Consider the following 21,753-nt stretch of genomic DNA (forward strand, 5'->3'; position numbering starts at 1 on the left):
CTGGTCCGATTGATACCTTCGCAAGTTCAATCATCCCAGGTCAGGGCACCATTCTTCATTCACGACACGAAAAAGCGTGAAAGCCCGAGGCTAAGTACTGGCTGCATCGGGTGTCGTTGCGGTTGATGCCAGGTGATCTTTACCCAGACGTGACACCCGAGTTGGCAGGGAATTGGGGGGAAGTTGAGCTGGCTCGGGTTCACGAGCTGGGAGTGCGAGTCGTTCGCTACGTCAACGCGCGAGAGGCCGCAGGCTCAGTGTCGCTCGCGATAGATCCAACTGTGATCAGCGAGATCTCGACCATAGCCATCCCGGGGCCGTCCGCGGCGGACCAGCCAACTGTGACATCGTCAGAGTCTGCCGCGACTGCGACGGCTGCGTTAGAAGACCTCGGGCCGCGACCGGACACCACCGGATTCTCGCAGGAGGAGCTCAACCCCGTGAAGCTAAAAATCACAGCTGCCGATCCCGACGATTCACGGGACGTCGCACGGCGGGCTCTCGCGAAGCAACTGGAGGATCACCGACGGCTCTCCTCCGTTATCTGGTCTCGGCTCACTGACCAACTCGCGCGCGACTACCTCTACAACGTCAGCTCGCGAGTTCGCGATGCCTTCCTCGAAGGGGTGCGGCCCGATGACGATCCTCACGAGTATCACGAGAGGTTTCGGTTGATGGCTGGCCTCCTGACCAATCCGGGCGAGGTGATCGCTGCACTGCGGAACGCGCCCCTCCGAACGGTCGGGCTCCCCGAACCGTAGCGGCAACTGAACGCCGACCTGTTTGGCCTCTAAACGGGTTGCGAAGTTTCGGTGAAGGTATGCCTAGAAGCACCGGCACGGCAGTCTGGGTAGTACCGGGGGTCTGCCTAAGATAAGGGTAGGGAGCAGCTGCACTGATGGCACCACCGACGGAGGAGCTGGATCGAGGCCCACTAGGCCGCTTGACCGAAGCCGGGTTGGCCAAGGCAATGAGGCAGATGCGTGGCCTTCGACGCGCTATCTTGTCCTACTGGTACGCGACCCTCGAAGACAAAACCGCGGCCCTCATTGAGGCAACGAGCGCATGTCTCGTTGTCAATATCCTCGATGAATCTGTCTTCGAGCCGGAGTTCGGCGAACCCTACAAGAAATTGCGTGAGCGTTCGACCGGCGGTCGGGTAGTGACGGGGTTAGAACTTGTACGCAACTGTGAAACGCATTCGCCAGTCACTTTTGACGACCTGTTGGTCCAGAACCGCGTCTATAGCGTCCCGATGAACGCTGGCGCCCAAGTTATGAGAGCGGTGTGGCACTGGGCAGACTACGCCAATCTTCCGACGGACTACGTCGGACTATGTGGGCCTGATTCCTCTGAGTTTCAGAAGCGGGCTCGCATGGAGGCGCAGCACGGTTATCGCGATGGCGTTGCGGGTAGGTCGGTGGTCGAGACCCTGTTTGATGCTGAGCGCTTCTTTTTATCGCTCGAACCACGGCTGGCGGTAGCTCTGGGGCCCGCGCTAAGGCACTCATTCGCTGAAGTCCCAGAGGAGGCGCTGACGGTTCTGCACCGCCCCCTTGAAGGATTCGTTGGCGCCGTGCCGCTCCCAGATCTTTCGACTCACTGGGATGAACGGACGACGGCTTTGGCGCCGCCGGCCGATCGCTACGTCGAGAATCTTGTAAAGAGAAAAAACAAGGATGTTCCCGCAGGTGAGAAACGATTCGTTACCCACAAGGTCGTGAGTGGCCAGGGTGTTGTCGGGTATTCTGGCGACGTTGAAACGGCTACAGGTGAGCGCATGGCCTGGGTCGAGCGCAGTGCTCAGATCGCCCGCGACATTCGAGCGGGCTACCAATACGTCGTCGCGCTTGGCGACGACGAGATCTTGGTAGCGGCCAGCGATAATCTTGTTCCATCGGCGTTTATCGGTGGTCGCGACATGCTCATGGAGTTGGACGGCGCGCCGGACTCGCGAGGCTTGGAGCGTCTATACGCGGTGGAGGCATATCCTGACCTGTACGTTTCGATGAGGCAAGGGTTCTGACCGCGTGGCGAGCGGCGGCCACGTTCTGACGAGAGCTGAGCGGGGATGGAGCAAGGGCAGAACGCCAAGGTGTGGCGCAGTGCAGATCAATGGTCGGCCTCGCTAATTGTTGACGGCAACATTGCCCGCCAACTCCTGGTACCGGCTTCGGGCTTCACAGGCGTTTCGGAAACCGCAGGCGCGCTGGAAGTGTCAAATGTGTTCGGTACCTGGCCCGCCTCGACGGTAGACAAGCCACTCGCTGCTGACAATCTGTGGCTCAGGTTGCCGGTCGGGATGAAGGCAGGTGACCGCGTGCGAGGCGCGACCTGGAACAGGTCTGGCCCGCTACCGCGCAACTCTTCGGCCGAGGTCCTCGATACTTACCGTGGTGCGCTACGGCTGGAAGACCCGAGTGAGGTCGAGGTCGGTCTTCGTTCGCCGCAGTTGGGAGCGATCCACGCGGTGCTGGGCTACTGGACCACGAAACGGCCCGAACCCGCGACCGTCGTGATGCCGACGGGCACCGGGAAGACCGAGACCATGCTCGGCCTCCTTGTGACAGCACAGCCCAGACGTCTGCTTGTGCTTGTTCCGTCAGACGCGTTGCGAGAACAGATCGCGGGTAAGTTCGACCGCCTTGGAGTGCTCCAGGAACTCGGTATCGTCGCGTCTCGCGCAATCCGCCCTGTCGTTGGTCGCGTCGGCCATCAGTTCTCCGCAGAAGGCGAGGCTGTTGCATTTGCTCAGTCCTGCAACGTCGTCGTGAGCACCCCGTCTGCCCTTCACACATCGACTTCAGAGGTGCGAGCGGCATTTCTCGCCGAGTTCAGTCATCTGTTCGTGGACGAAGCCCACCACGTTGCCGCGTCGACCTGGACTGACATCCGGTCAGCCTTCGCCGGCAAACCGGTGATTCAATTCACGGCTACACCCTTCCGTGAGGACGGGAAACACCTGCAAGGCCGGATCATCTACTCCTTCCCACTCCGCGAGGCCCAAGCGCAGGGGTACTTCTCGGAGATCGACTTCAAGTCGGTGGTTGACTTCGAGAACCCAGATGGGGCGTTGGCGGCCGAAGCTGTCGCAAGATTGCGGGCAGATCTCGGAGAGGGTAAAGACCACATCCTGATGGCGCGGGTCAAGAGTATTCCGCGAGCGACGGCCATCCTGGCGCTCTATGAAAAAGCGGCACCTAACCTCAAGCCAGTAGTCATCTACAGCACCCTCAAGGCCAAAAGCCGCAACGCAGCCGTCGATGCCCTGAAGGCTCGACAATCCCGCGTAGTAATTTGCGTCGACATGCTCGGCGAGGGATTCGACCTCCCCGCGTTGAAAGTCGCCGCGGTCCATGACTCGCATAAGAGTCTGGGCGTCACCCTCCAGTTCATTGGACGATTTGCGCGAACGTCTTCTGGTGGCGAGTTCGGTGACGCCGCAATGTTCGTCGCTCGAACAGAACTGGAGCCCGATTTGCGCTTGCGAAGCCTCTACGCCGAGGACGCGGATTGGAACCTCCTACTCCGAGACATCTCCGAGGCTGCCGTCGATGAACAGCAGGAGGTCAGCGATTTTGAGGCCGGATTCGGCAGCCTGCCGGACGAGGTCGCGCTCCGAAGTCTGCTCCCGAAGATGAGTGCTGTCGTCTACAGAGCGCCGACATCACAGTGGAACACTGACGCAATCGTTGGCTACTTCGGCGAGGAGTCGTTGCTTACCAATCCAATTGGCCTGAACGCACAGGCTGGTGTCGCTTGGTGCGTCGTCGAGCGTCGAATCCCTGTCCGCTGGGGCGATCTCAAGACGCTCGACGAGATTGGTTACGAGCTGTATGTCTTGTACTTCGATAGCGAGCGCAGGCTGTTCTACATCAACAACTCGGCCAACGACGGGGTCTTCGAAGAGCTCGCGGAGGCCGTTCTTGGCCCAGGAGCTATGCGCTTCAACGGAAGTCAGGTCTACCGCGTAATGGGTGACGTCCAGCGCCTTGTGCCCACGAACGTCGGCGTTCTCGATGCTCGAAGTCAGTTTCGTCGATTCTCGATGCACGTCGGCTCTGACGTCACCGAGAGTTTCACCGCAGCCGAGGCCGGTACGAAGACCCAGACCAACATCTCTGGATCGGGTTTCCGCGAGGGAGAGCGCGTCAACATCAGTGCGTCCCAGAAGGGTCGGATCTGGTCGCACTCAACGGCGACGAGTCTGAAGCAATGGTGCGACTGGTGCGATGCCATCGGTACAAAGCTCCTCGACGACACACTCACCATCGACCATGTCATCGGAAACTTCATACTCCCCGAACCACTGGACGGTCGGCCAGAGGGAGTACTTCTCGGCGTCGAGTGGCCGTGGGAGCTTCACACCCAGAACGCGGAGAGTATGAAGCTCACCTACGAAGACAAGACCATCGAGGCGGTCTATTGCGACCTCATTCCAGACACGTCGAGCACAACGGGACCATTCAAGTTCGCGATCTCCAACCGCGCGTGGAACGTGTCCTACGAAGCGGCAGTGAGCATGGAAGGCGACGTGACGTACTCCTGCACCAGCGCAGACGACATTCAAGTGATTCGACCGCGTTCGGAATTGCCGCTCAGCACCTGGCTGAACCGGGCCGGCCTAGTCTTCTTGCTCAATAACGACCGGATCGTCGAAGGTGGGCTTCTCTACCGGCCGCGGGGGGACCGTGCACCATTCGATTCCAACAATCTCGTTGTGGTCGACTGGACCGGCACGGACATCAAAGTCGAATCGCAGCAAGCCAATAAACTCGGCCACTCGATTCAATATCGAGCGATTAGAGACACGCTTGCCGACGCGGACGGATGGGACGTAGTGATCGACGACGATGGTCCAGGAGAGATCGCTGACATCGTCGCAATGAGGCTGGACGACGAGGGCCTGCTCGTCCGTCTCCTCCACTGCAAGTACTCAAGTGGCGTCGCGCCAGGCGCGCGAGTGGCCGACCTATACGAAGTCTGTGGCCAGGCTCAGAAGTCGGTGGCATGGAGGCGCAGCGATCTCGGTCCGTTCTTCAAGCAGCTTGCGCGTCGCGCTCAAGCAAAGCACCAGCGCACTGGAGTCAGTCCGTTTGAGGCCGGCGATGCCGGTCGCCTGCTTCAGCTTCAGGCGCAAGCGCAGGTCCATCGAAGGCGAATGGAAGTAGTGATTGTTCAACCCGGACTGAGCGCGTCGCAATTAAGCCAACAGCAGTCCGACCTCCTTGCCGCGGTCGAGACCTACGTCAGAACCACCATCAATGCGCCCTTCACGGTCTGGTGCTCGCAATGACAGACGATTCAGCCGCACCCAAACGCGACCACGAGTGGATGAAGCTTCGCTATCGGCGCGCGCTTTCTATCGGTAGCGACGAGCGGGTGGCGCTGATGCGTTCCACGATCCTCATGGGAAGACGTGAGGCTTTCCGACGATGCGAAACAGCGGGTCAAAGCGTGCTCGGCTGCCGGCAAGGCGCACTGCAGAGAGCGGCATGCTGTGACGACCAACCGCTTGCCTCCGGCTACCATCCGGTACATGACCGACGCACTGCCGCTTCGAATTTTCCTTGCGTCTCCTGGCGACTTAGAGGATGAGCGAAACGCGGTTCACGCCACTGTCGATGAGCACAATCGCCGACGCGATGGAACAGATAGTGTCACCTATGAGGTAGTTGGGTGGGATCGTGTGCGTGGCACCGTGCGTCGGCCCCAAGCGGCCATAAACGAGCTGATCGACGAGTGCCATTTCATGGTCGTCCTCTTCAAAGCGAGTTGGGGTAGCGAGCCGGGCAGTCCATGGGGGTACACCTCGGGTACCGAGGAGGAACTGTTCACCGGTCTGATGGAGCTGGCAAGAGCCGAGCAGCCGATGCGAGACGTCTGGGTTGCGTTCTTCGACACATCGAGCCCAGATCAGCGGATCGGTCAGCTTAAGGACCAGATCATCGACCAGCATTCATTGATGTTCGAAACTATCCGTACAGCAAGGGATCTGAAGAACAAGCTCGCTGAACGTCTCAACCTTTGGGCGGCCACGTCAGTAGGGCCGAAAGTGCCCCGGTACGTCGATTTGCTTCCCACATCCGGAAAAGACGTTCTGAAAGCCACGAGTTTGCGTCTACGTGGAGAGAAACTCGTCGAACTTGGCCAGCCAGAGTCCGGCCGTGCAGCGCTCGAAGAGGCGGCCGCGATCGGTGGGCCGGACGAGCAGTTGGCCCTCGCCGCGTTTCTGCGGCACGACGGTGAGCTCGACCGGGCTCTGGAGCAGACACAACAGGCGATCGACTTTTATTCTGCGGCAGACGACACGCTTCACTCCGTGGCGGCTGCGGATGCTTTTTCAGCGCAGGCAAGGGTTCTCAGCGCACAAGGTAAGAAACACGACGCAATCGGGCGTCTTGAACACGCGCTGACATTGTTGCTGCACGACGACGCCGCCAGCGAATCTGTTCGTTGCAGAATCCTGGACGATTTAGGTTTGGCGCATCAACGCCTCGGCGACCTCAGGTCTGCTCGCCAGAACTTTGAAGAGTCTCTGCAACGCAGACGCAAGCGGTTGACCGCCCGGGACGTCGCCCAATCACTAATCAACCTCGCAAGGCTTGACGTCGCAGAGGAAAGCCTTGATACGGCCGTTGAGCTCGCCAACCAAGTGATCGAGACACTTCGATCTTCCCCCACAACGGCACTGCACGGCAACGCGAATGCACTGGTAGCCCAGCTTCGACTGCGACAAGGTCGACCGGCCGAAGGAATTCCCAACGGAAAAGCGGCGTTGGCGGCAAACCGCCAAATAGGAAACAAGCCTGGCGAGGCCATTTCACTTCTCGTTCTCGGGCAGTGCTGCCGCGCAGCAGGATACCTCGATGAAGCGAGGAGCTATCTCCTGGATTGCGTGAAAGTGAATGAGAGCATGGGGAATACCATTGGAATAGAAAAAGCGACGTGGCAACTTGATCGTCTCAATGACGGCGATGCGTAAAATCATTCGTTGATGACCGTACCTGTATTGTCGACTTGTACATAGCCGAGGCCAGGCCAAAGTAGCGCGGTCAGTCGACCTCCCTCTTCCCCGCAACCGGTATCGAGCTGTGCTGCGTGCGAGCCGATTCGCGGGACGTCGCCAATCGGTGAGTGCGCGCTGACCGAGTACCGTGTCGTGTCCACTGTCTGCCGAGGAGCATGCCGGGCGATCAAGTCATCGGTCAGGTACTCCATTGGGAGCTGTCGCAAAGCGTCAACGTGCTCCTGTGGAATGCAAGCAGTGAAGTCTGCGAAGACATTCGGTCCGACGGGGCGTGCTACGTACGATCGAATTGTGGCGGCACCGCCTATCTTGAGAAAGCCGCGTAGGTCGCCCGTATCTAGTGCATTCAACAGCTCCAGCTCGTGGTTGCCGACCAGCAACGTGGCCTTCCCTGAGTCTGCCAAGTCGAAGAGAAACTCGAGAACCCCCGCCGACCGGGTTCCTTTGTTGATGTAGTCGCCAAGGAATACGGCGTGCTCGATATCTTGCAACGATAGGATGTCCCATAGGCCGTGTAGTGCGTCAAGGTTGCCGTGAATATCGCCAACGAATGCGGTAGTGAAGGTCATAGCAGGATCTTTTCGACCTCGGCGTAGTCTGTCTCTTGTCCTGTGATACCGAGCGCCAGGAATGCCATCGACAATAGATCTCCGGAGTTTTCCCACTCGTTGACTATTGTCGCTTCGAGTGATCCATGATCGTTAGTTGGGAATGATCCAAGAATTCTTCGGAGTCGAATCAGGCATGCGTCAAGTTCTGCCAGTGTCGGCTCGTCGGTATGGCGTGACGCCAGCAACTGCGTGAGGTCTGGGTCGGAGTGCCGAATGGCCAGTTCTCGAACAGAAAAGCATGGTGAACCTTGTGCGATTGCGCGGGCGTAGAGGCAGCTGCGGAGGAGGTAGCGAGCTTCTCGAACGAGCCCTGTCAGGTATTTGGGGAGATCCATCTGTGGGCACGTGAACAACTGCGTCAGATGCAACGAGCGTGCGAACAGACGGTCGGTATCGACATCTCCCATCCCGTGTATTGAGACGTTTAGCTGCCCGGAAGGGTCGGCCAGGATGCGGCCGTCGCGTTTGAGGTGAGCCCCAAACAGAGTCCCAATTCCGGAGTCCAGCTGTTCGAGCGTGTAGTAGCTGATGCTTACGTCGCCCGCATAAGTACTCGGGCGCGCTCTCGGTAGCACCGCCAAGAGGTCAAGGTCGGAACCGGGTACCGCATCTCCGCGTGCCTGGCTTCCATAGACCATGATGGCGATGACCTCACGCGGAAGCTCAGGGACCCGCGCCACGAGTTCCGATGACACTCCGAGGGCGGTAAGCCCGGGCACGATCGACTCTCGCCGGATTGAGGGGAGATCATCACTGGAACAAATCTGAGTTACTCCTCATGTGTCGCCCACGTGCTGTAGATCGCCGATATCACGACGGTGTCAGCCACCGTAACGCTTGAGATGCCAGAGGACATGTTGCCTCTTCCTGGCGAGCGCTCGCCCCTCGCGTGACCGGGGACCAGCCTCGTGTCCTGAGCCGTCGATAGCCTCAAGTTGGTGCAGTAGTCGGCGCCGCTGGGCAGCGTAGTCGAGAGCGCACGTGTGGCAACAGAAGAGCGGTTTAGGCCCACGCTTGTGCCAGGGATAGGTGCACACGTTCATGCAGTGAGGATGAATACAGACAGCCTCCGTTGACTCCGTGAACGCATCGTCGATGTCGCGCTCGGCGGGTGGCAACGCACTGGAGTGTGGTTCAAGCGAGGAGTGCGATGTCATCCTTGTCGCCTCTGAGAATTAGCGCCACCCGACAGGGCTTGCGTGTGTGTGGAGCTCCTATTCTAGCAGTTCACTGGACTGTCAATGGGTTACGACGGCAAGGGGAGTCCGTAAAGCGTGAAATAGTTGGACATTGACAGGGTGTGGTGCAGGTATATAAAGTCTCCCGCAAGTCTGAGAGGGACGACCGGTGAGGCTGTTGGCGCAGCCATCGACCCGGCCGTCCCAAACGGGCCCCAGAATGTTTCCTCAAACTCTAAGGAACCCGTCGTGGGTGATTCTATCTGTCGTGTCCGACACCGACTACCACTCCACCGTGCTACTGCGCCGACCGCGGAACCACCTCGTTGGTTTCAGGTATTTCGTTCAGCGCGGGGCGTCACGTGCGCGGGCTAACGGACTCTCTGTGGCGAACCACTGACGACGCTGCCCACTTGGCCCGAATGGAGACGGGTGGCGATCTGTCCTGGCAGGCAGTGGCGGAGGCGACGTCGGCCCGATTCGTCACGGCAGACGGGCTGGAACGTCGAAAACCGCTCGCTCGGATCGACCACCAGGAGCTCGACGGTGGACAGATGACACGGAAGATGCCGAAATACAAAGGACGGCGAAACTATTCAGGAACTCTGTTCTGTGTCACCGGCAATCGCGTTGTCGAGTACGAGTCCCTCCTGGAACGAACTCGAATTGCTATCGCTGACTTTGATCGGTCGGTGTCTTCGATCAACTCCCAAACGATGGAGCTGATGTACGCGGAGCCGGAGGGCAAGGTTCGCTCGCATTATCCGGACTTGTTCCTCCTCACCGACGCCGGCCCATTGGTTGTCGATGTGACCAGCGAGTCCAAGCTGTATGAGCCCGAACGGGTCGCCACGTTCACGTGGACGGCCGCTGCGATGCGCGGTATCGGGTGGAGTTACCAGGTGTGGTATGCCGCCGACGTTGTCGCGATGCTGAACCTCAATCTGCTTATGGGCTACCGACGCACTAGCGTGGTCAATGCTGAGATTGCCGACGCGGTGGCCAGCTATGGAACCTCCGCTGAGCTTTGTACTGTCGAGCGCGAACTGGCAGCGCAGTACCCGCTCATGTTCGTGAAACCCGCTGTACGCCATGCAATATGGCAGGGAATCTTCACCTTCGATATGGCTAGGTGTTTGCAGCCTGGTACGTGGCTGACGTTTGCAGGGAACAGCACGTGACGGCAGGCGAAGCCGCTACGCGGATCGGAGTGGGGAGCTATATTCGCTTCCGGGGAGATGTGCTGAAGATCGAGGAAGTCGATGCCCTCAAAGTCACAGCTGCCGTTGTCGGGCAAGGAATTACCCGGTCCATCCACCTGCCAGCACTCTTCTCTGAAGCGCAGCCGTGCAGCCGCACAGGTGAAGTGCTCCAACTTGAGTACGACCTGCAGTGGGAAATGGCCACCGGTTCCGATAAGGACGAGGCAACGCGCCTTGCCCGGGAGCTGTTCTGGGTCATCACCGGTCACAAGTTCGATCCGGATAGTCCCACCAACCTGCCTCCGCTTCCTGGATTGACCAGTCGTGCAAAGGAGCTGGCGCTCCGCCTTGACGTGAGGCCCAGGACCGTAGAGCGGTATGTCCGCGCGTTCCGCGCCAGTGGAGGTGCGGTCGGTTTGACACGTCCGCATGCGACTCGGCGACGCCGGAGCGCAATCGACCAGCGGTGGGAACAGAAGCTGAGCGAGGTCGTCTCCCGGATCAAAGACAAATCCAAGTGGGACGTCAAGCCCGTACTTGAAGACGTTGCCGCAGAGCTTGATGCGCAGTACGGCCGGGACGTAGTCAGAATCCCCGGGAAGACGACCGCGTACCAGTACATCCAGTGCAACTACAAGGGTACAAACGCGTTTGCCGGGTCCAAAAAGGGGCGTCGGTCCATCGCGGATCGCCCTGTAGGGAATCTGGGCCGGCTTGTTGCCACTCGAGCCGGCGAATTCATCATCATGGACACGCATTCACTGGACTGCTTCGCAATGGAGGCCTTGACCGGCCGCTGGGTCTCGACTCAGCTCACGGTCGCGCAAGACCTCTACACGCGTAGCATCGTAGGTCTCTGTCTCACACCAGTATCGACCAAGGCTGTTGATGTCGCGACAGTCCTCTTCGAAACATGTCACCCCAAGCGAGTAGCTCACCGAGCGCACCCTGATGCGCTCTGGAACTACCATGGCGTTCCCGAGAACATCGTTTTCGATGAGGAAACGCCACACTGGGGAATGCCTCTCGTCGCACCGGAAAACATTCTTGTCGACAATGGCAAGGCCTTCATTTCTCGTCACGTCATGGAGGTCTGTCACCGCAAAGGTATCAACGTCATGCCTTCGCAGCCCTATAAGCCCACGGATAAACCCACGGTTGAGCGCTTCTTCAATACGCTGCGTCGCGACCTGATCATGCGGCTGCCCGGATACAAGGGGCCGGACGTCTACTCTCGCGGAAAATCGCCTGAAGAGGAGGCCTTCTACTACGTTCACGAGCTCGAAGACATTATTCGACACTGGATCACACGGCGCTACCACAGCAAAGACCACGGAGGACTGGTCGAACCTGTGTGGGATGTCGATGAGCTATGCCCCGACGACATGTACGAGCTATCCATTGCGACACATGGCCTTCCGCGGATGGCGCACGACCCGTACGCATTTGTAGAGTTCCTTCCTATCGCGTGGAGAATGAAATTTCACTACGGATTCGAAGTCAACACACGAAAGTACAAGGGTGAGATCCTCTCGACATTCGACGGCGACTACTCGCCGTACGGCGGTGTGCATGCCGGCCGATGGCCAATCCGCTACAACCCTGACGACATCCGAATTGTATTTATTCAAGACCCGCGTAACGATCGTTGTCACGAACTCGAATGGGAAGATGCAGATCGATTCGACTTGCCTCTATCTGAGGATGTCTACCGAATACTGCGCAAATGGTCCCAACGAACCAAGAAACCGATACCGACCTCACGTGAAATAATATCAGACTGGATCTCCGCAGCGGCTCTGGATCGCAAGGGAAGAAATGCGTTGCTGCGATCCGCGCACTTTGCGCAGAAGCGAAATCAACTTATCGACCCCGATCTCAGTGCGCCGCAAGCCGTTCCCGATGAGGAACTGATCGAAGAATCCGCCTGGGATCTACTCGATGAAGACCGAGAATCCGCCGACGATAAGGCTGTGGGCAACACGGGCGTCTCCGAGTCGGGGCGCGAATCTGCAGAGAACCCGGGCGAGGGCGGCTCGGAGCCACCTCACTCGGAGATCGAACCCACCACTGACGACACCTATGACTACGTCCCCCGCGGACTGGTTGTTCGATAACTCATCTCGGCTCTACTCCCCACAATTTGTCCACCTAACTGACAAGAAATGAGCTCGGTATGCAGCAACCTCGTGCATGGGACCTGGGGCGATGTGAGGGGTGGCGCGCGTATGTGCTGTCCGAACGGCGTGAACGCCCCGATGTCTTAACACCGGTCGAAATCAAGAGACTATCGGCGTCCGCCCGAGCGGACTTCAACGACCGTCGCCTGGACTTCCACGCCAACTTCGGCACTATTCACACACCGCAACTGCTTGCCGCGCACGAACTGTTTGACCTCGTTATCGATACAGGACTGCGAGTCGACTCCGACCGCGTCAAACCCAGCGTGGTCCTCGATGCAGCGGCCGGAGTAGGGAAGACCACCACCGTCAACGAGTACCTCCGAGATTTCGAGCGACGTGAACTCCTCAGGTACGGTGACCGCACTGAGTCCGGGAATCTCCGCATACCAGTGTGCCGCATCGGAATGACGGCGAAGAGCGGGCTTAAGCCATTGACAGGAATATTTCACCGCTTCTACGCCGGACCATCGGTCGAAGGAAGATCTTATGGCCGCGCTGAGCTGTACGAGATCATTCTTGAATACGTATTCCGATGCGAGACACGAATCATCTTTGTCGATGACGTTCACTTTCTCAACCCGGCATCCAAGGACGGCCTTACAGTGTCCAACTTCTTCAAGGGATGGACCAACGATATGCCTGTCGCGCTCATCATGGCCGGAGTGAACCTAAGTGAGCGTGGTCTGTACACCGAGGGCAAGGCGATCAACACAGGCATCGCTCAGAACAGCCGACGGTGGACACCGATCTCTGTCTCCACCTACGCCAACTCGCTGAAGAAGGACAAGAACGATTGGCGCGACCTGCTCGGCGCCTACGAACAGCAACTGGTGCTGGCATGTGCCGAACCAGGAGATCTCGTAGCGAATGCTGATCTCATCTTCGACCGCACCCAAGGCTACTTGGTCTCGGTCAATCACTTGATTACCCGTGCGGCTGCGCTGGCCATACGGCGAGGCACGGAACGGATCACGAACGACATTATTTCCGCTGTACCACTCGACTATTCAGCCGAGCAGTACTGGGAGATGCGCTCGCAGAATAACGTTAAGCCGAGTCCTCTACCAGAGACGAAGGCCAGCTAAACAATATGGACGAGTTGACTCAGGTCGAGCGCGCACTCCCCTATGCCGTGCCGCTGCATCCCGGGCAGTCCCTGGAGAGCTACCTCGAATCACTCGCTGTCGCATACCATGTGGCCCCCAAGACAATGATTTCTCGCCTCGGGCTGCCGGCCTCGCGTACCAGCAACGCGCTCCTCAACCTCGATGAGGACGACACGGAACGAATAGCCTCCCTTTGTCGCCTCGATCCGGCGGACGTTCGCGCGGCAACCATTCGCCAGTACGAACCCCTCGGACTGGCCCCACCACCGCGAAACGCCAAGCCGCGAGGCTACGACCACTGGACCACCTTCGCGCGCGACAGCGGAACACGCTGGTGTCCTCACTGTCTTGTCGAGAATCCCCTTGTCCATCGACTCGAATGGCACCTTCAGTGGACGTACTGCTGCCTCGAACACAACTCCATACTCGTCGATCGGTGCCCGGACTGTGGTCACGTCCCGAGGTCGGGGGAGAACCGTCGGAAAGATCGATTCGACCCGTTTCGATGTCTCAAGTACGACCACGACCTGTACGAAGACAGGCCTGACAAGATCTGCAGACGGGACCTAAGGACAGTTGCCGCTAAACGGCTTCCAGCAGAACACCCACTTCTCGCCGCTCAGGCCCGCATCAGTGCCCTGATTGCCTCAGCCGTCGACTCGCCGACATCAGGCACGTATCGAATGTGCGGAATTGGAGTTCCTGTTGCTGAAGCCATCCTTGCTCTCGGAGGCCTCGTCAGAATGATGGTGTCTGCGAAGATCAACCACGACCTTGCTGTTGCGCACAATCTCAGCGGGTCCCGTTCGATCAGACCGCCTGCAACACTGGATATCTCGGACCTGTCAGCGCAGACGAGACTGGCCAAGATTACCGGTGATGCAGCAACATTCGGAGCGTTTGCCACGATAGCGATGGATATCCTCGCGGCTCCCTCACTGGACCGCGCGGCAAGCGAGATGGAGCGATACCTCGACCTCGGAACAGAACCGATCGACAAGACCTGGATCCCACGCGATGAACTTCCTGCCGGGCCCATCCAGCCTGGGTGGAGAATGGTCGGGCAGTTTCGTCCTGGTGGACGGCGGCGCTCAGGATTGATAGACGCAATTCAACTCGCGGGACGCGAGGCAGATATGAAACCGTCGGACAAGCTGGCGTTTCGGATGCAGAATCGGGTTCCCCGCTACCCGTCAGGGCCAGACCCTGCCGCTACTCCCGTTTGGCCGCACGCGTCAACGTCGGCATTGCACGCCCGATCGGTGCCACAGACACTGTGGCGGAGCGCAATTGACCAGTTGCCACGGGCGACCGAACAGGACACCGGCGCGCTCGAGACCGTTGCTTCCATGATGATGCTGCGTTTGGGAACCTTCACCCGATGGAACCCGATCGCAGTTCAGCTGGCATTGCCAGCCAGCTTCGCCCGGACATCGCATGCAGTCATGAGCCGCATGGTCCAAGCGGACATGTTCGACGAGACGCTGTACGTACTCGACCGGCTTCACGACTGCTTGTGCGCGACAACTCCACCCATCGACTACGCCCGTCGCAGGTGGGTATTCCGCGATCTACACGAACCGGGACGAGGCTGGCGACAAGCATGCAAAGCGGCAGGCATCGTCGCCACCGAACGCCGGCAACAGTTCCTCGGGCAACTGCTCTACGAACTGCTCACCGGCAGCGACGCACGTCTCCGGATTCACCACGCACTACCCGCAGGCGAAGTGCGAGTTGCATACAAGCGGTTCAGCCAGATGCTTCCTGCCGAACTGCACGACTTTCTTCTCCTCCAAGCCGAGAAGCAACTCCTACGACATCGAATCAACGAACCCATCAGCTGGCAGCCCACATTCGACTACGACGACGGATGGCGAGGCCCACCGCCCAACCTGCAGCGGCAGCTACCTGGTTGGACCAGCCCAAGCCGACGTGACACCCTTCGGCAGTCGAGCCGCGAACGGACATTCCAACACGTACTCGACGCCGTTACGACAGGCGATGCCGACGAAGTCCTGATCGACGTCATCGCCATGGTGAGCATTGGCAAACTCATGCGGGGTCCCCGGTTGGAGCTTGCCTTCGAGGATCTGTACGAGGTGGATGGCCATCGCTGGGTCTTCGGCGACGTCGGCGTCGAAGTCGCGAAGCTGCTTCAACACACGTTCGGTGACACTGTCGACCTAGCGCACTGGGAATCTCACGACTTCACATCGGCGGTCTGGAGGCATACGCGGCCAGCAAGGTCGGCGTCAGCCGAGTCATGACGTTACAGTTCTTGCCAGCCGCACGATTGCGTCGACACAGCGATGAGCTCGTGGCTGCTCCGCGGCGATTTCGGCCCGAGGCGAGGGCGAGACAGCCGAGCGCTAGTTCCGCGGACACACCGGTGAAGATACTCTTGGCCGATTGGGTTGAGCGCAAGAGACTCTTTCCGGTACGCACACACGCCCGTGCGGAGGATGATCGATCTGGCGCTCGGGGGAGCTCAAGGCTTGGTTTCAAAACACCGCCAGGCTCAACATTTGATCGCGACAAGCGGCGCAGTTCGAGGGGACCGGGAACTGGTCGCGAGGAGTCGCGTGACCTTCGTTGCATTCCCGCACAACAAAGGTTGGACCTCAGCTGCACTTGACTGGGGTGGCGAACAGAACGACCCGTTCATGGGGACACGCGACGCGGGCGGCGAACTCTAACGCGCCGTCGGTCCGTAGTTCAGCCTATGATCGACCGATGCGGGCGTGGGAGTATCGAGACGAGTCGGGACCCACCGGGTCGCCGGGGCTAGTCCACTTGGACGAACTCAGCCACGTGCGGGAGCTGGTCGACCAGTTGGCGGGTACCTGCCTCGATCCCGCATCGTCGCTGACCTCGTTGGACGCGAAAGAACATTTCGCTAGCAACGCAAATCTGTTCTCCGCAGGAAGCGCGCCTCGCGACGTTTGGGCTCACTCCGGCCTGGGCGCGACAGTGGATGCGACAGTCGTGGCGACTGACGAATCGTTGGTTTTGATCGACTTGTGTTCGATGACGGCTAACACAATCCTCGGCATAAATGATCCATGGGTAAAGCTGAAGCAGGCGTCGTTCCTGCTGTCCTCTCGACCCCACTACTTGACCGCTCGGATGGGAAACGATCTCACATTTCGCATCGCCCGGCGGTTACTGGCCTGTTTTCGGAGCGAAAACAACCCCGAAGATTACGTCGTAAACATGAGGCAATGCAACGGCTCGGATGCCGTCGAGCTCGCTCTTCACGCTGCCTGGAAGGCGGCCGAAGCGGACCGAGGGCGTAGCAAACTTGCGACGTTTCGTGGCTCTTATCACGGCGAGAGCCTAACTGCGAACTGGGTCAGCGACCACCAACCGGGTGGCCTCCTGGCCGATGCCCCGGACAATGTGGTCTTCTTCGGTACTCCGGAGTGGGGAGAAGACGCATTCACGCCAGAGACGGAGGCGACCCTTGCTGCTCTTGAGCGAGATGGCGACTCTTACTTCGCTGTAATCATCGAGCCGATCCAATGGCGCAATTCGGTTCACGTCGTACCAATTGAGTTTCTTCGAAGACTACGAGACGTGTGTTCCAGAAAGTCGATCTGCCTGATCTTTGATGAGATGCAGAACGCTTTCGGATATACGGGATCGATCAGCTATGCGGAGACTTCGGGCGTGTACCCGGACATTAGTGCGATCAGCAAGGCTTTGACGTCGGGGCACGGTTCTTTGGCGGTGATTGTGGCACGGCGTAAGTATTCAGAGATCGAGACGCCGTTCGGCGCCAAGTCAAACTCGGGCAGCATGCTGGCGCTTGTGGCTGTGGACGCAGTGCTAGACCGGCTGCTCGGTATGGAGCCCGAAGACGCCCGCCTATTGCCTGCGTGGCTGCCGGCTCCGCTGGCCGAAGAACTCCGAGAGGGGCTGCTGCCGGCTGTCTACGAGCAAGCTGTCGCGCTAGTGGACCGACTAGTTGAAGAGCTGTGCCGTCGGTTTCCGACACTGGTTGGTGAGTCACGTGGCGTCGGGCTTGTAAGGGGACTGGTTATGCTCGAAGCCGATGGTCGGCCTTCGGCGCGACTGTCAGCTGCTGCGGCCAAGATGTGCTTGGCTCACGGTGCATACGTTCGTCAGGCGGACTCAGCTGTTCTAATTAAGCCGTGCATCGTTATTAGCGAGCGGGACACCATGGCCGCCTTGAACTCATTGACCAGAACTTTCGACGACGTCCTACGAATGCGCGATGCGTCTTGAACAAGGGAGGGGTGCTGATCGATTCAGTTTACGATTGGCAAGCCCCGTAGACGGTGGCGACTCGCTAAGCGCGAACTGCTTGGACCAAGTCCGTATCTGGATAAGCTCCGATGGTCTTCCAGACAAGCTGCGTGCACGTCTAGCGCGCTTGCGTGCGATGAACAGCGGCAGTCAGATCATGCTGATCGTCTGTGAGCGTGTCCTAAGTTCGATCGCTGCGCGGCGTCTCAGGGAGTTCGCACGGCAGATCGACATGAACATATGCGACCTTGCAGCTATACCGGCAGTGGATGAAGACGAGCGAATCATCTTGGAGCACATCAATGCAGAGATCGATGCCCACTTCCTCTGCGCCGAGTCTGCAAAAGGCAACCTCTCCGTGGTGTCGGACTACGCACGCTTATTGACCTTCGTTATCGACCGCGGTTTGTGCACCGACATGGACGTCGAATTCGCAGAGTCCTTTCCATCGCATGCGGCCAATGTCCCTTGTCCCGTGGGGATCATCGCCAGGTTTAAGCGAAACGGCTGCCTCAGCAATGACGTGACCGCGGGTGTCGCTTCGTCGGTGCCCTTCAGAATCGCCCGCCGGAACGTCGCCTCCTTGGTTCGCACCTACCGCGAGGCAGCATGCCAGTACCTGTCAGAGACGTACGGCGCGGAACTCGACACGAGCTCCGTAACTCGACACATTTCGTTTCTTGAACTGCGGAATCTACAACACGATGGCAATTTGTCTGGTAGTGCCCGTTTCAGCTTGACGGGCGGTCCAGATAACCTCGCGATCTCCGCGTATGAAGCCGGCCTCTTTTGCGGATATGAGCTTGGAGTTGCCCGTGGCGTTGAACCGGGGGAGCTGACTCCAGATCACCTGCCCCACCGGCTGATTTCGTCGGGCGTCCATAATCGACTTCAGTACGAGCCATTCGACTTCGGTGCGCCTCCGTCGACATCAGTGCGGACCGCACAGCAAGCGGCTCTTTGGCCCAGCTCCTTGCCGGGCGTTCTTTGCCACTGGGACCACAGCTGGATCGCAGGTCACGACTGGCACCACCCCACATACCGCGAGAGCTTGATTCTCAAGATGCTCAGAGACGACAGGTGGTCACAGGAAAAAGGAAGCGCAGTGGTGTCCCGCAATCCTGTTCCACCGTGTCTCTATGATCAGCCCAGCATTGAGGATTTCGTGCCGACCTCGTCGAGCGGAAGTGTCTCGTCGGGACTGATTCAGACGAGTGCCTCACCCCGGCTGGAACAGCAGGCGACAGTGAAAGCCGCTGTGTCCTCAAGAGAGTCAGATTCGCCGGAGTTGGCGAGATTCAGGAACGACGGGATTGTTGCAGTCGACGGCTTGGTGAGCGAGAGTTCGCTTCTAGATTTCCGTGAGTGTTTCGATGCCGAAGCCACCAAAAAGACCGCTGCCACAGCCCTGCAGCAGGTTTCGTTCAACCTTGCCGTCGATGATTGCGAACGAGTGACGCTGGAGCGGATTCGCGATTTTGCCCACCTTCCGGAGCTCGTAGACATCCTCGAACAATACTTCGGGGGGCCTTCGCGGTTCGTATCGGCTCGAGGTTACCGTCAGGGTCCTTGTAAGCCACTCCGCTACCGAGCCTGGGACTACCACCAGGATATGAAGACTGCCGGGCCGTTTGAGGAACTGAAGGTCATGGTATTACTCACTGATGTGGCACCTGCGGGGCAGGCTATGAGATACGTCTGTGGCAGTCACCAGCGGCGCTGGCAGTTTCGTACTCAGCGAGACACGAAGTTCGAACTCGATGATGCGCTTCAACTCGGCTCAGGCGGACTGTTCTTGGCTCATGGCCAGGCCGGGACCTGTGTGCTGTTCGACACGAACGGCATCCACTCTGGGCACCGAAATCTCTCAGCCACCCGCGACGTGTTCACCCTCAACTTCGCGCGAGAGTCCTCTGCGGCGTTCTACATGTTTTCAGATTCGACCCTCATCGGATCGGTATCCGAAGGCGCAGACTTGGCGCCTGCTCGATCGTTGAAATGGCGGTCCGGCGACGTTAGCTCGAAACATCTCGCTGCAATCCGCGCCGAGTACAAAGCTATCCCCGAGTTGTCTTCGACGCGGTCACGGTGGACCGGCGATGCTGTAGAATTAGTTGATATCCTGGCTGCAGACATAAGTATGGATCTTGACTTGCGTCTATCGACAAGATTCGAACTTGATCGGGAACGCGATATCGCGATGGTGTGGATTCGCGATGCCGGACAGGATGCGGAACAATACACAGAAGTGGCGACCAGACTTGATGAGGCGCCTACAGCCGGGCAATGCTTATGGCAGAAGGCTGATCCCCTTGCGAGTGCTTCTGAGATAGCGGCATGTGCGTGCTCGACTCTTCGGTCACGATTGGACGATGATGAAGCTGCCAATTGTGGGGCCTTGATCTCTGACCTCGGTGAAGCGCTAATCCGTTGTGACAGCGTGCAGCGACTGCGTACCACGTCGGCGTATATGTACCTCGCTTGCGCCTGGGCGCATCGCCTCCTGGCGGCATCCGGAGACATCGGTCTAAGCGTGACGTGCCAGCAACTTCTTGATCTTTATACCCACGTAGTGGCTGATGATGACGTCGTAACCGAAAGGTTGGGTGACCAGAGAAATGAGTGATCTGGAAATGGCCGACGACTCCGGACTCTGGCAGCAGGACACACCATTCCACCTGACAAGTATTGAGTCGGTCCAGCGGGTAGGTTCAGAACTCGGCAGGACATGCCTGGGTCTCGACGAACGGCTCACTGACCTCTCGCCGATGGAGCATCTTGCACGCAACGCCACCATGTTCACGCGCGGGGGCTCATTGGCGAGGGACTATTGGGTCGATAGTGCGCTTGGCTCGCGGATCCAGGGCCATCTTGCATCGGGTCAGCCGTTGGAGATGATTGACCTCTGCTCGATGACCTGCAACACGGTCTTGGGCACCAATGACCCGTGGGTGAAGCTGCGACAGGCAGCCTTTCTCCTATCAGATCAGCCCCACTACCTGCCGGCCCGAATAGGCTCTGATCTCTACTATCGGGTCGCGCACCGTATTTTGGAGCGACTACACCGCTTCGGTGGACACGAGGAATTCGTCATCAACCTCCGCCAGTGCAATGGATCGGATGCCGTGGAGTTGGCTCTACATGCCGCTTGGCGCGCTGTTCGTGATGTGCCGACCAGGCGCAAATTGGCCGCCTTTCGAGGCGGCTACCACGGCGAAAGTGTGCTTGCAAGCCTCATTGCAGAGGATGACCCCGCTTTCGGTGCCGGACGCGCTTTGATCGATCGGGTAGACAACGTGGTGACCTTCCCGTCTCCTACGTGTGGGGAAGATGGGAACCTAAGTTGCGAGGCTTTGGCCACGCTAGACGAGCTGGACCGGGATGGTGATGAGTATTTCGCCGTCATCATCGAGCCTATTCAATGGCGGAACTCAGTCCATGCAGTGCCGATTGAGTTCCTCCGACGACTCCGTGAAATCTGCACGCGCAAGTCGATCTGCCTAGTGTTCGACGAGGTGCAGAACGCCTTCGGTTACACGGGTAGTGTCTTCTTCGCCGAGAGTAGCGACGTCTGTCCAGACATAATTGCTACTGGCAAAGCCCTCACATCTGGCCACGGCGCGCTGGCGATCGTGGTCGCTCGGCGCGAGTACTCGACGGTTGAGGCGCCTTTCGGAAGCAAGACCAACTCTGGTGACATGCTGTCTTTCGTCGCCGTTGACGCTGTGCTGGATAGGCTCGGAGGGATGTTTCCGGAGGAACACGCACATCTACCGAGCTGGTTGCCAATAGGGCTCGCGACAGGCTTGCAGGCAGGACTTCTCACGACTTCCTACGCGCAGGTTGCTAAACAGCTTGACCAATTTATTATCGACATCCAGACACAGAATTCCTCGCTTGTCGGGCCGGCTAGCGGTCTTGGACTGATGCGAGGAGTTGCGATCCTCGATGAGGCCGGCCGGCCGTCTGGGGCACTCGCGGGAAAAGTTGCAGAGCTGGGCCTCAGGAAAGGGATATACGTGCGTAGGGCTGGACACGCCGTATACCTCAAGCCGAGCTTGGCAACGACGGCCGCCGACTTCGAAATGGCCGGCAGTCGACTGGCCGCTACATTCAGAGAAGTCGAGAGAACGATCGCGCGAGAGGGTGGCAGATGAACAGGCCCGACCCCCGA

General features: G+C 58.9%; 13 protein-coding genes and 1 pseudogene. 12 read left to right on the top strand and 2 right to left on the bottom strand.

What is annotated here, in order from left to right; all coding sequences use genetic code 11:
• The first annotated feature begins 281 nt into the window (after window positions 1–281).
• The 4 genes from ACZ4TW_RS16220 to ACZ4TW_RS16235 all read left to right on the top strand — a co-directional run bounded on the left by ACZ4TW_RS16220 (window position 282) and on the right by ACZ4TW_RS16235 (window position 6,985).
• Window positions 282–761, top strand: coding sequence for a hypothetical protein (locus ACZ4TW_RS16220; protein ID WP_465544228.1), 480 nt, complete (start codon window positions 282–284; stop codon window positions 759–761).
• 182 nt (window positions 762–943) lie between these two features.
• Window positions 944–2,026, top strand: a complete 1,083-nt coding sequence (locus ACZ4TW_RS16225) for a hypothetical protein (RefSeq protein ID WP_465544229.1) — start codon at window positions 944–946, stop codon at window positions 2,024–2,026.
• A 45-nt stretch (window positions 2,027–2,071) separates the two neighbouring features.
• A complete protein-coding gene (locus ACZ4TW_RS16230) occupies window positions 2,072–5,296 on the top strand; it encodes a DEAD/DEAH box helicase (protein WP_465544231.1) in 3,225 nt (1,074 codons plus the stop codon).
• Between the two features lie 243 nt (window positions 5,297–5,539).
• The gene (locus ACZ4TW_RS16235; RefSeq protein WP_465544232.1) at window positions 5,540–6,985 is read left to right on the top strand and encodes a tetratricopeptide repeat protein; all 1,446 of its coding nucleotides are present in this window, start codon (window positions 5,540–5,542) and stop codon (window positions 6,983–6,985) included.
• Between the two features lie 2 nt (window positions 6,986–6,987).
• Here ACZ4TW_RS16235 and ACZ4TW_RS16240 read toward each other — a convergent pair whose 3' ends face one another.
• A complete protein-coding gene (locus ACZ4TW_RS16240) occupies window positions 6,988–7,599 on the bottom strand; it encodes a metallophosphoesterase (protein WP_465544234.1) in 612 nt (203 codons plus the stop codon).
• Complete coding sequence (locus tag ACZ4TW_RS16245; RefSeq protein WP_465544236.1) at window positions 7,596–8,360, bottom strand: nucleotidyltransferase domain-containing protein; 765 nt, start codon at window positions 8,358–8,360, stop codon at window positions 7,596–7,598. The genes ACZ4TW_RS16240 and ACZ4TW_RS16245 overlap by 4 nt, the downstream gene beginning before the upstream one ends.
• Before the next feature lie 881 nt (window positions 8,361–9,241).
• Between ACZ4TW_RS16245 and ACZ4TW_RS16250 the strand changes: the two genes are divergently transcribed.
• The 8 genes and pseudogenes from ACZ4TW_RS16250 (at window position 9,242) to ACZ4TW_RS16285 (ending at window position 21,736) form a co-directional block, all read left to right on the top strand.
• Window positions 9,242–10,000 carry a TnsA-like heteromeric transposase endonuclease subunit gene (locus tag ACZ4TW_RS16250; RefSeq protein WP_465544403.1) on the top strand — a complete coding sequence of 253 codons (759 nt, stop codon included), beginning with the start codon at window positions 9,242–9,244 and terminating at the stop codon, window positions 9,998–10,000.
• Window positions 9,997–12,138, top strand: coding sequence for a hypothetical protein (locus ACZ4TW_RS16255; RefSeq protein WP_465544238.1), 2,142 nt, complete (start codon window positions 9,997–9,999; stop codon window positions 12,136–12,138). The genes ACZ4TW_RS16250 and ACZ4TW_RS16255 overlap by 4 nt, the downstream gene beginning before the upstream one ends.
• A 59-nt stretch (window positions 12,139–12,197) precedes the next feature.
• Entirely contained in the window at window positions 12,198–13,289 is a 1,092-nt protein-coding gene (locus ACZ4TW_RS16260) for an AAA family ATPase (protein ID WP_465544240.1), read from the top strand.
• Between the two features lie 5 nt (window positions 13,290–13,294).
• A pseudogene (locus ACZ4TW_RS16265) lies at window positions 13,295–13,717 on the top strand (TniQ family protein); the annotation flags it as partial.
• A 342-nt stretch (window positions 13,718–14,059) separates the two neighbouring features.
• Window positions 14,060–15,577 carry a hypothetical protein gene (locus tag ACZ4TW_RS16270; protein ID WP_465544413.1) on the top strand — a complete coding sequence of 506 codons (1,518 nt, stop codon included), beginning with the start codon at window positions 14,060–14,062 and terminating at the stop codon, window positions 15,575–15,577.
• Window positions 15,578–16,103: 526 nt separating this feature from the next.
• Entirely contained in the window at window positions 16,104–17,558 is a 1,455-nt protein-coding gene (locus ACZ4TW_RS16275) for an aminotransferase class III-fold pyridoxal phosphate-dependent enzyme (protein WP_465544242.1), read from the top strand.
• A 157-nt stretch (window positions 17,559–17,715) separates the two neighbouring features.
• Window positions 17,716–20,205: a phytanoyl-CoA dioxygenase family protein gene (locus ACZ4TW_RS16280; protein ID WP_465544243.1), complete on the top strand. Its 2,490-nt coding sequence runs from the start codon at window positions 17,716–17,718 to the stop codon at window positions 20,203–20,205.
• A 7-nt stretch (window positions 20,206–20,212) separates the two neighbouring features.
• Window positions 20,213–21,736, top strand: coding sequence for an aminotransferase class III-fold pyridoxal phosphate-dependent enzyme (locus ACZ4TW_RS16285; RefSeq protein ID WP_465544245.1), 1,524 nt, complete (start codon window positions 20,213–20,215; stop codon window positions 21,734–21,736).
• Window positions 21,737–21,753: the final 17 nt, after the last annotated feature.

This window comes from Agromyces sp. NPDC029043 (assembly GCF_055564615.1).

Coding starts and splice junctions, on each gene's coding strand:
- ACZ4TW_RS16230 (WP_465544231.1), top strand. CDS start 2,072: ATGGAGCAAGGGCAGAACGCCAAGGTGTGGCGCAGTGCAGATCAATGG.
- ACZ4TW_RS16235 (WP_465544232.1), top strand. CDS start 5,540: ATGACCGACGCACTGCCGCTTCGAATTTTCCTTGCGTCTCCTGGCGAC.
- ACZ4TW_RS16240 (WP_465544234.1), bottom strand. CDS start 7,599: ATGACCTTCACTACCGCATTCGTTGGCGATATTCACGGCAACCTTGAC.
- ACZ4TW_RS16250 (WP_465544403.1), top strand. CDS start 9,242: ATGGAGACGGGTGGCGATCTGTCCTGGCAGGCAGTGGCGGAGGCGACG.
- ACZ4TW_RS16260 (WP_465544240.1), top strand. CDS start 12,198: ATGCAGCAACCTCGTGCATGGGACCTGGGGCGATGTGAGGGGTGGCGC.
- ACZ4TW_RS16280 (WP_465544243.1), top strand. CDS start 17,716: ATGAACAGCGGCAGTCAGATCATGCTGATCGTCTGTGAGCGTGTCCTA.
- ACZ4TW_RS16285 (WP_465544245.1), top strand. CDS start 20,213: ATGGCCGACGACTCCGGACTCTGGCAGCAGGACACACCATTCCACCTG.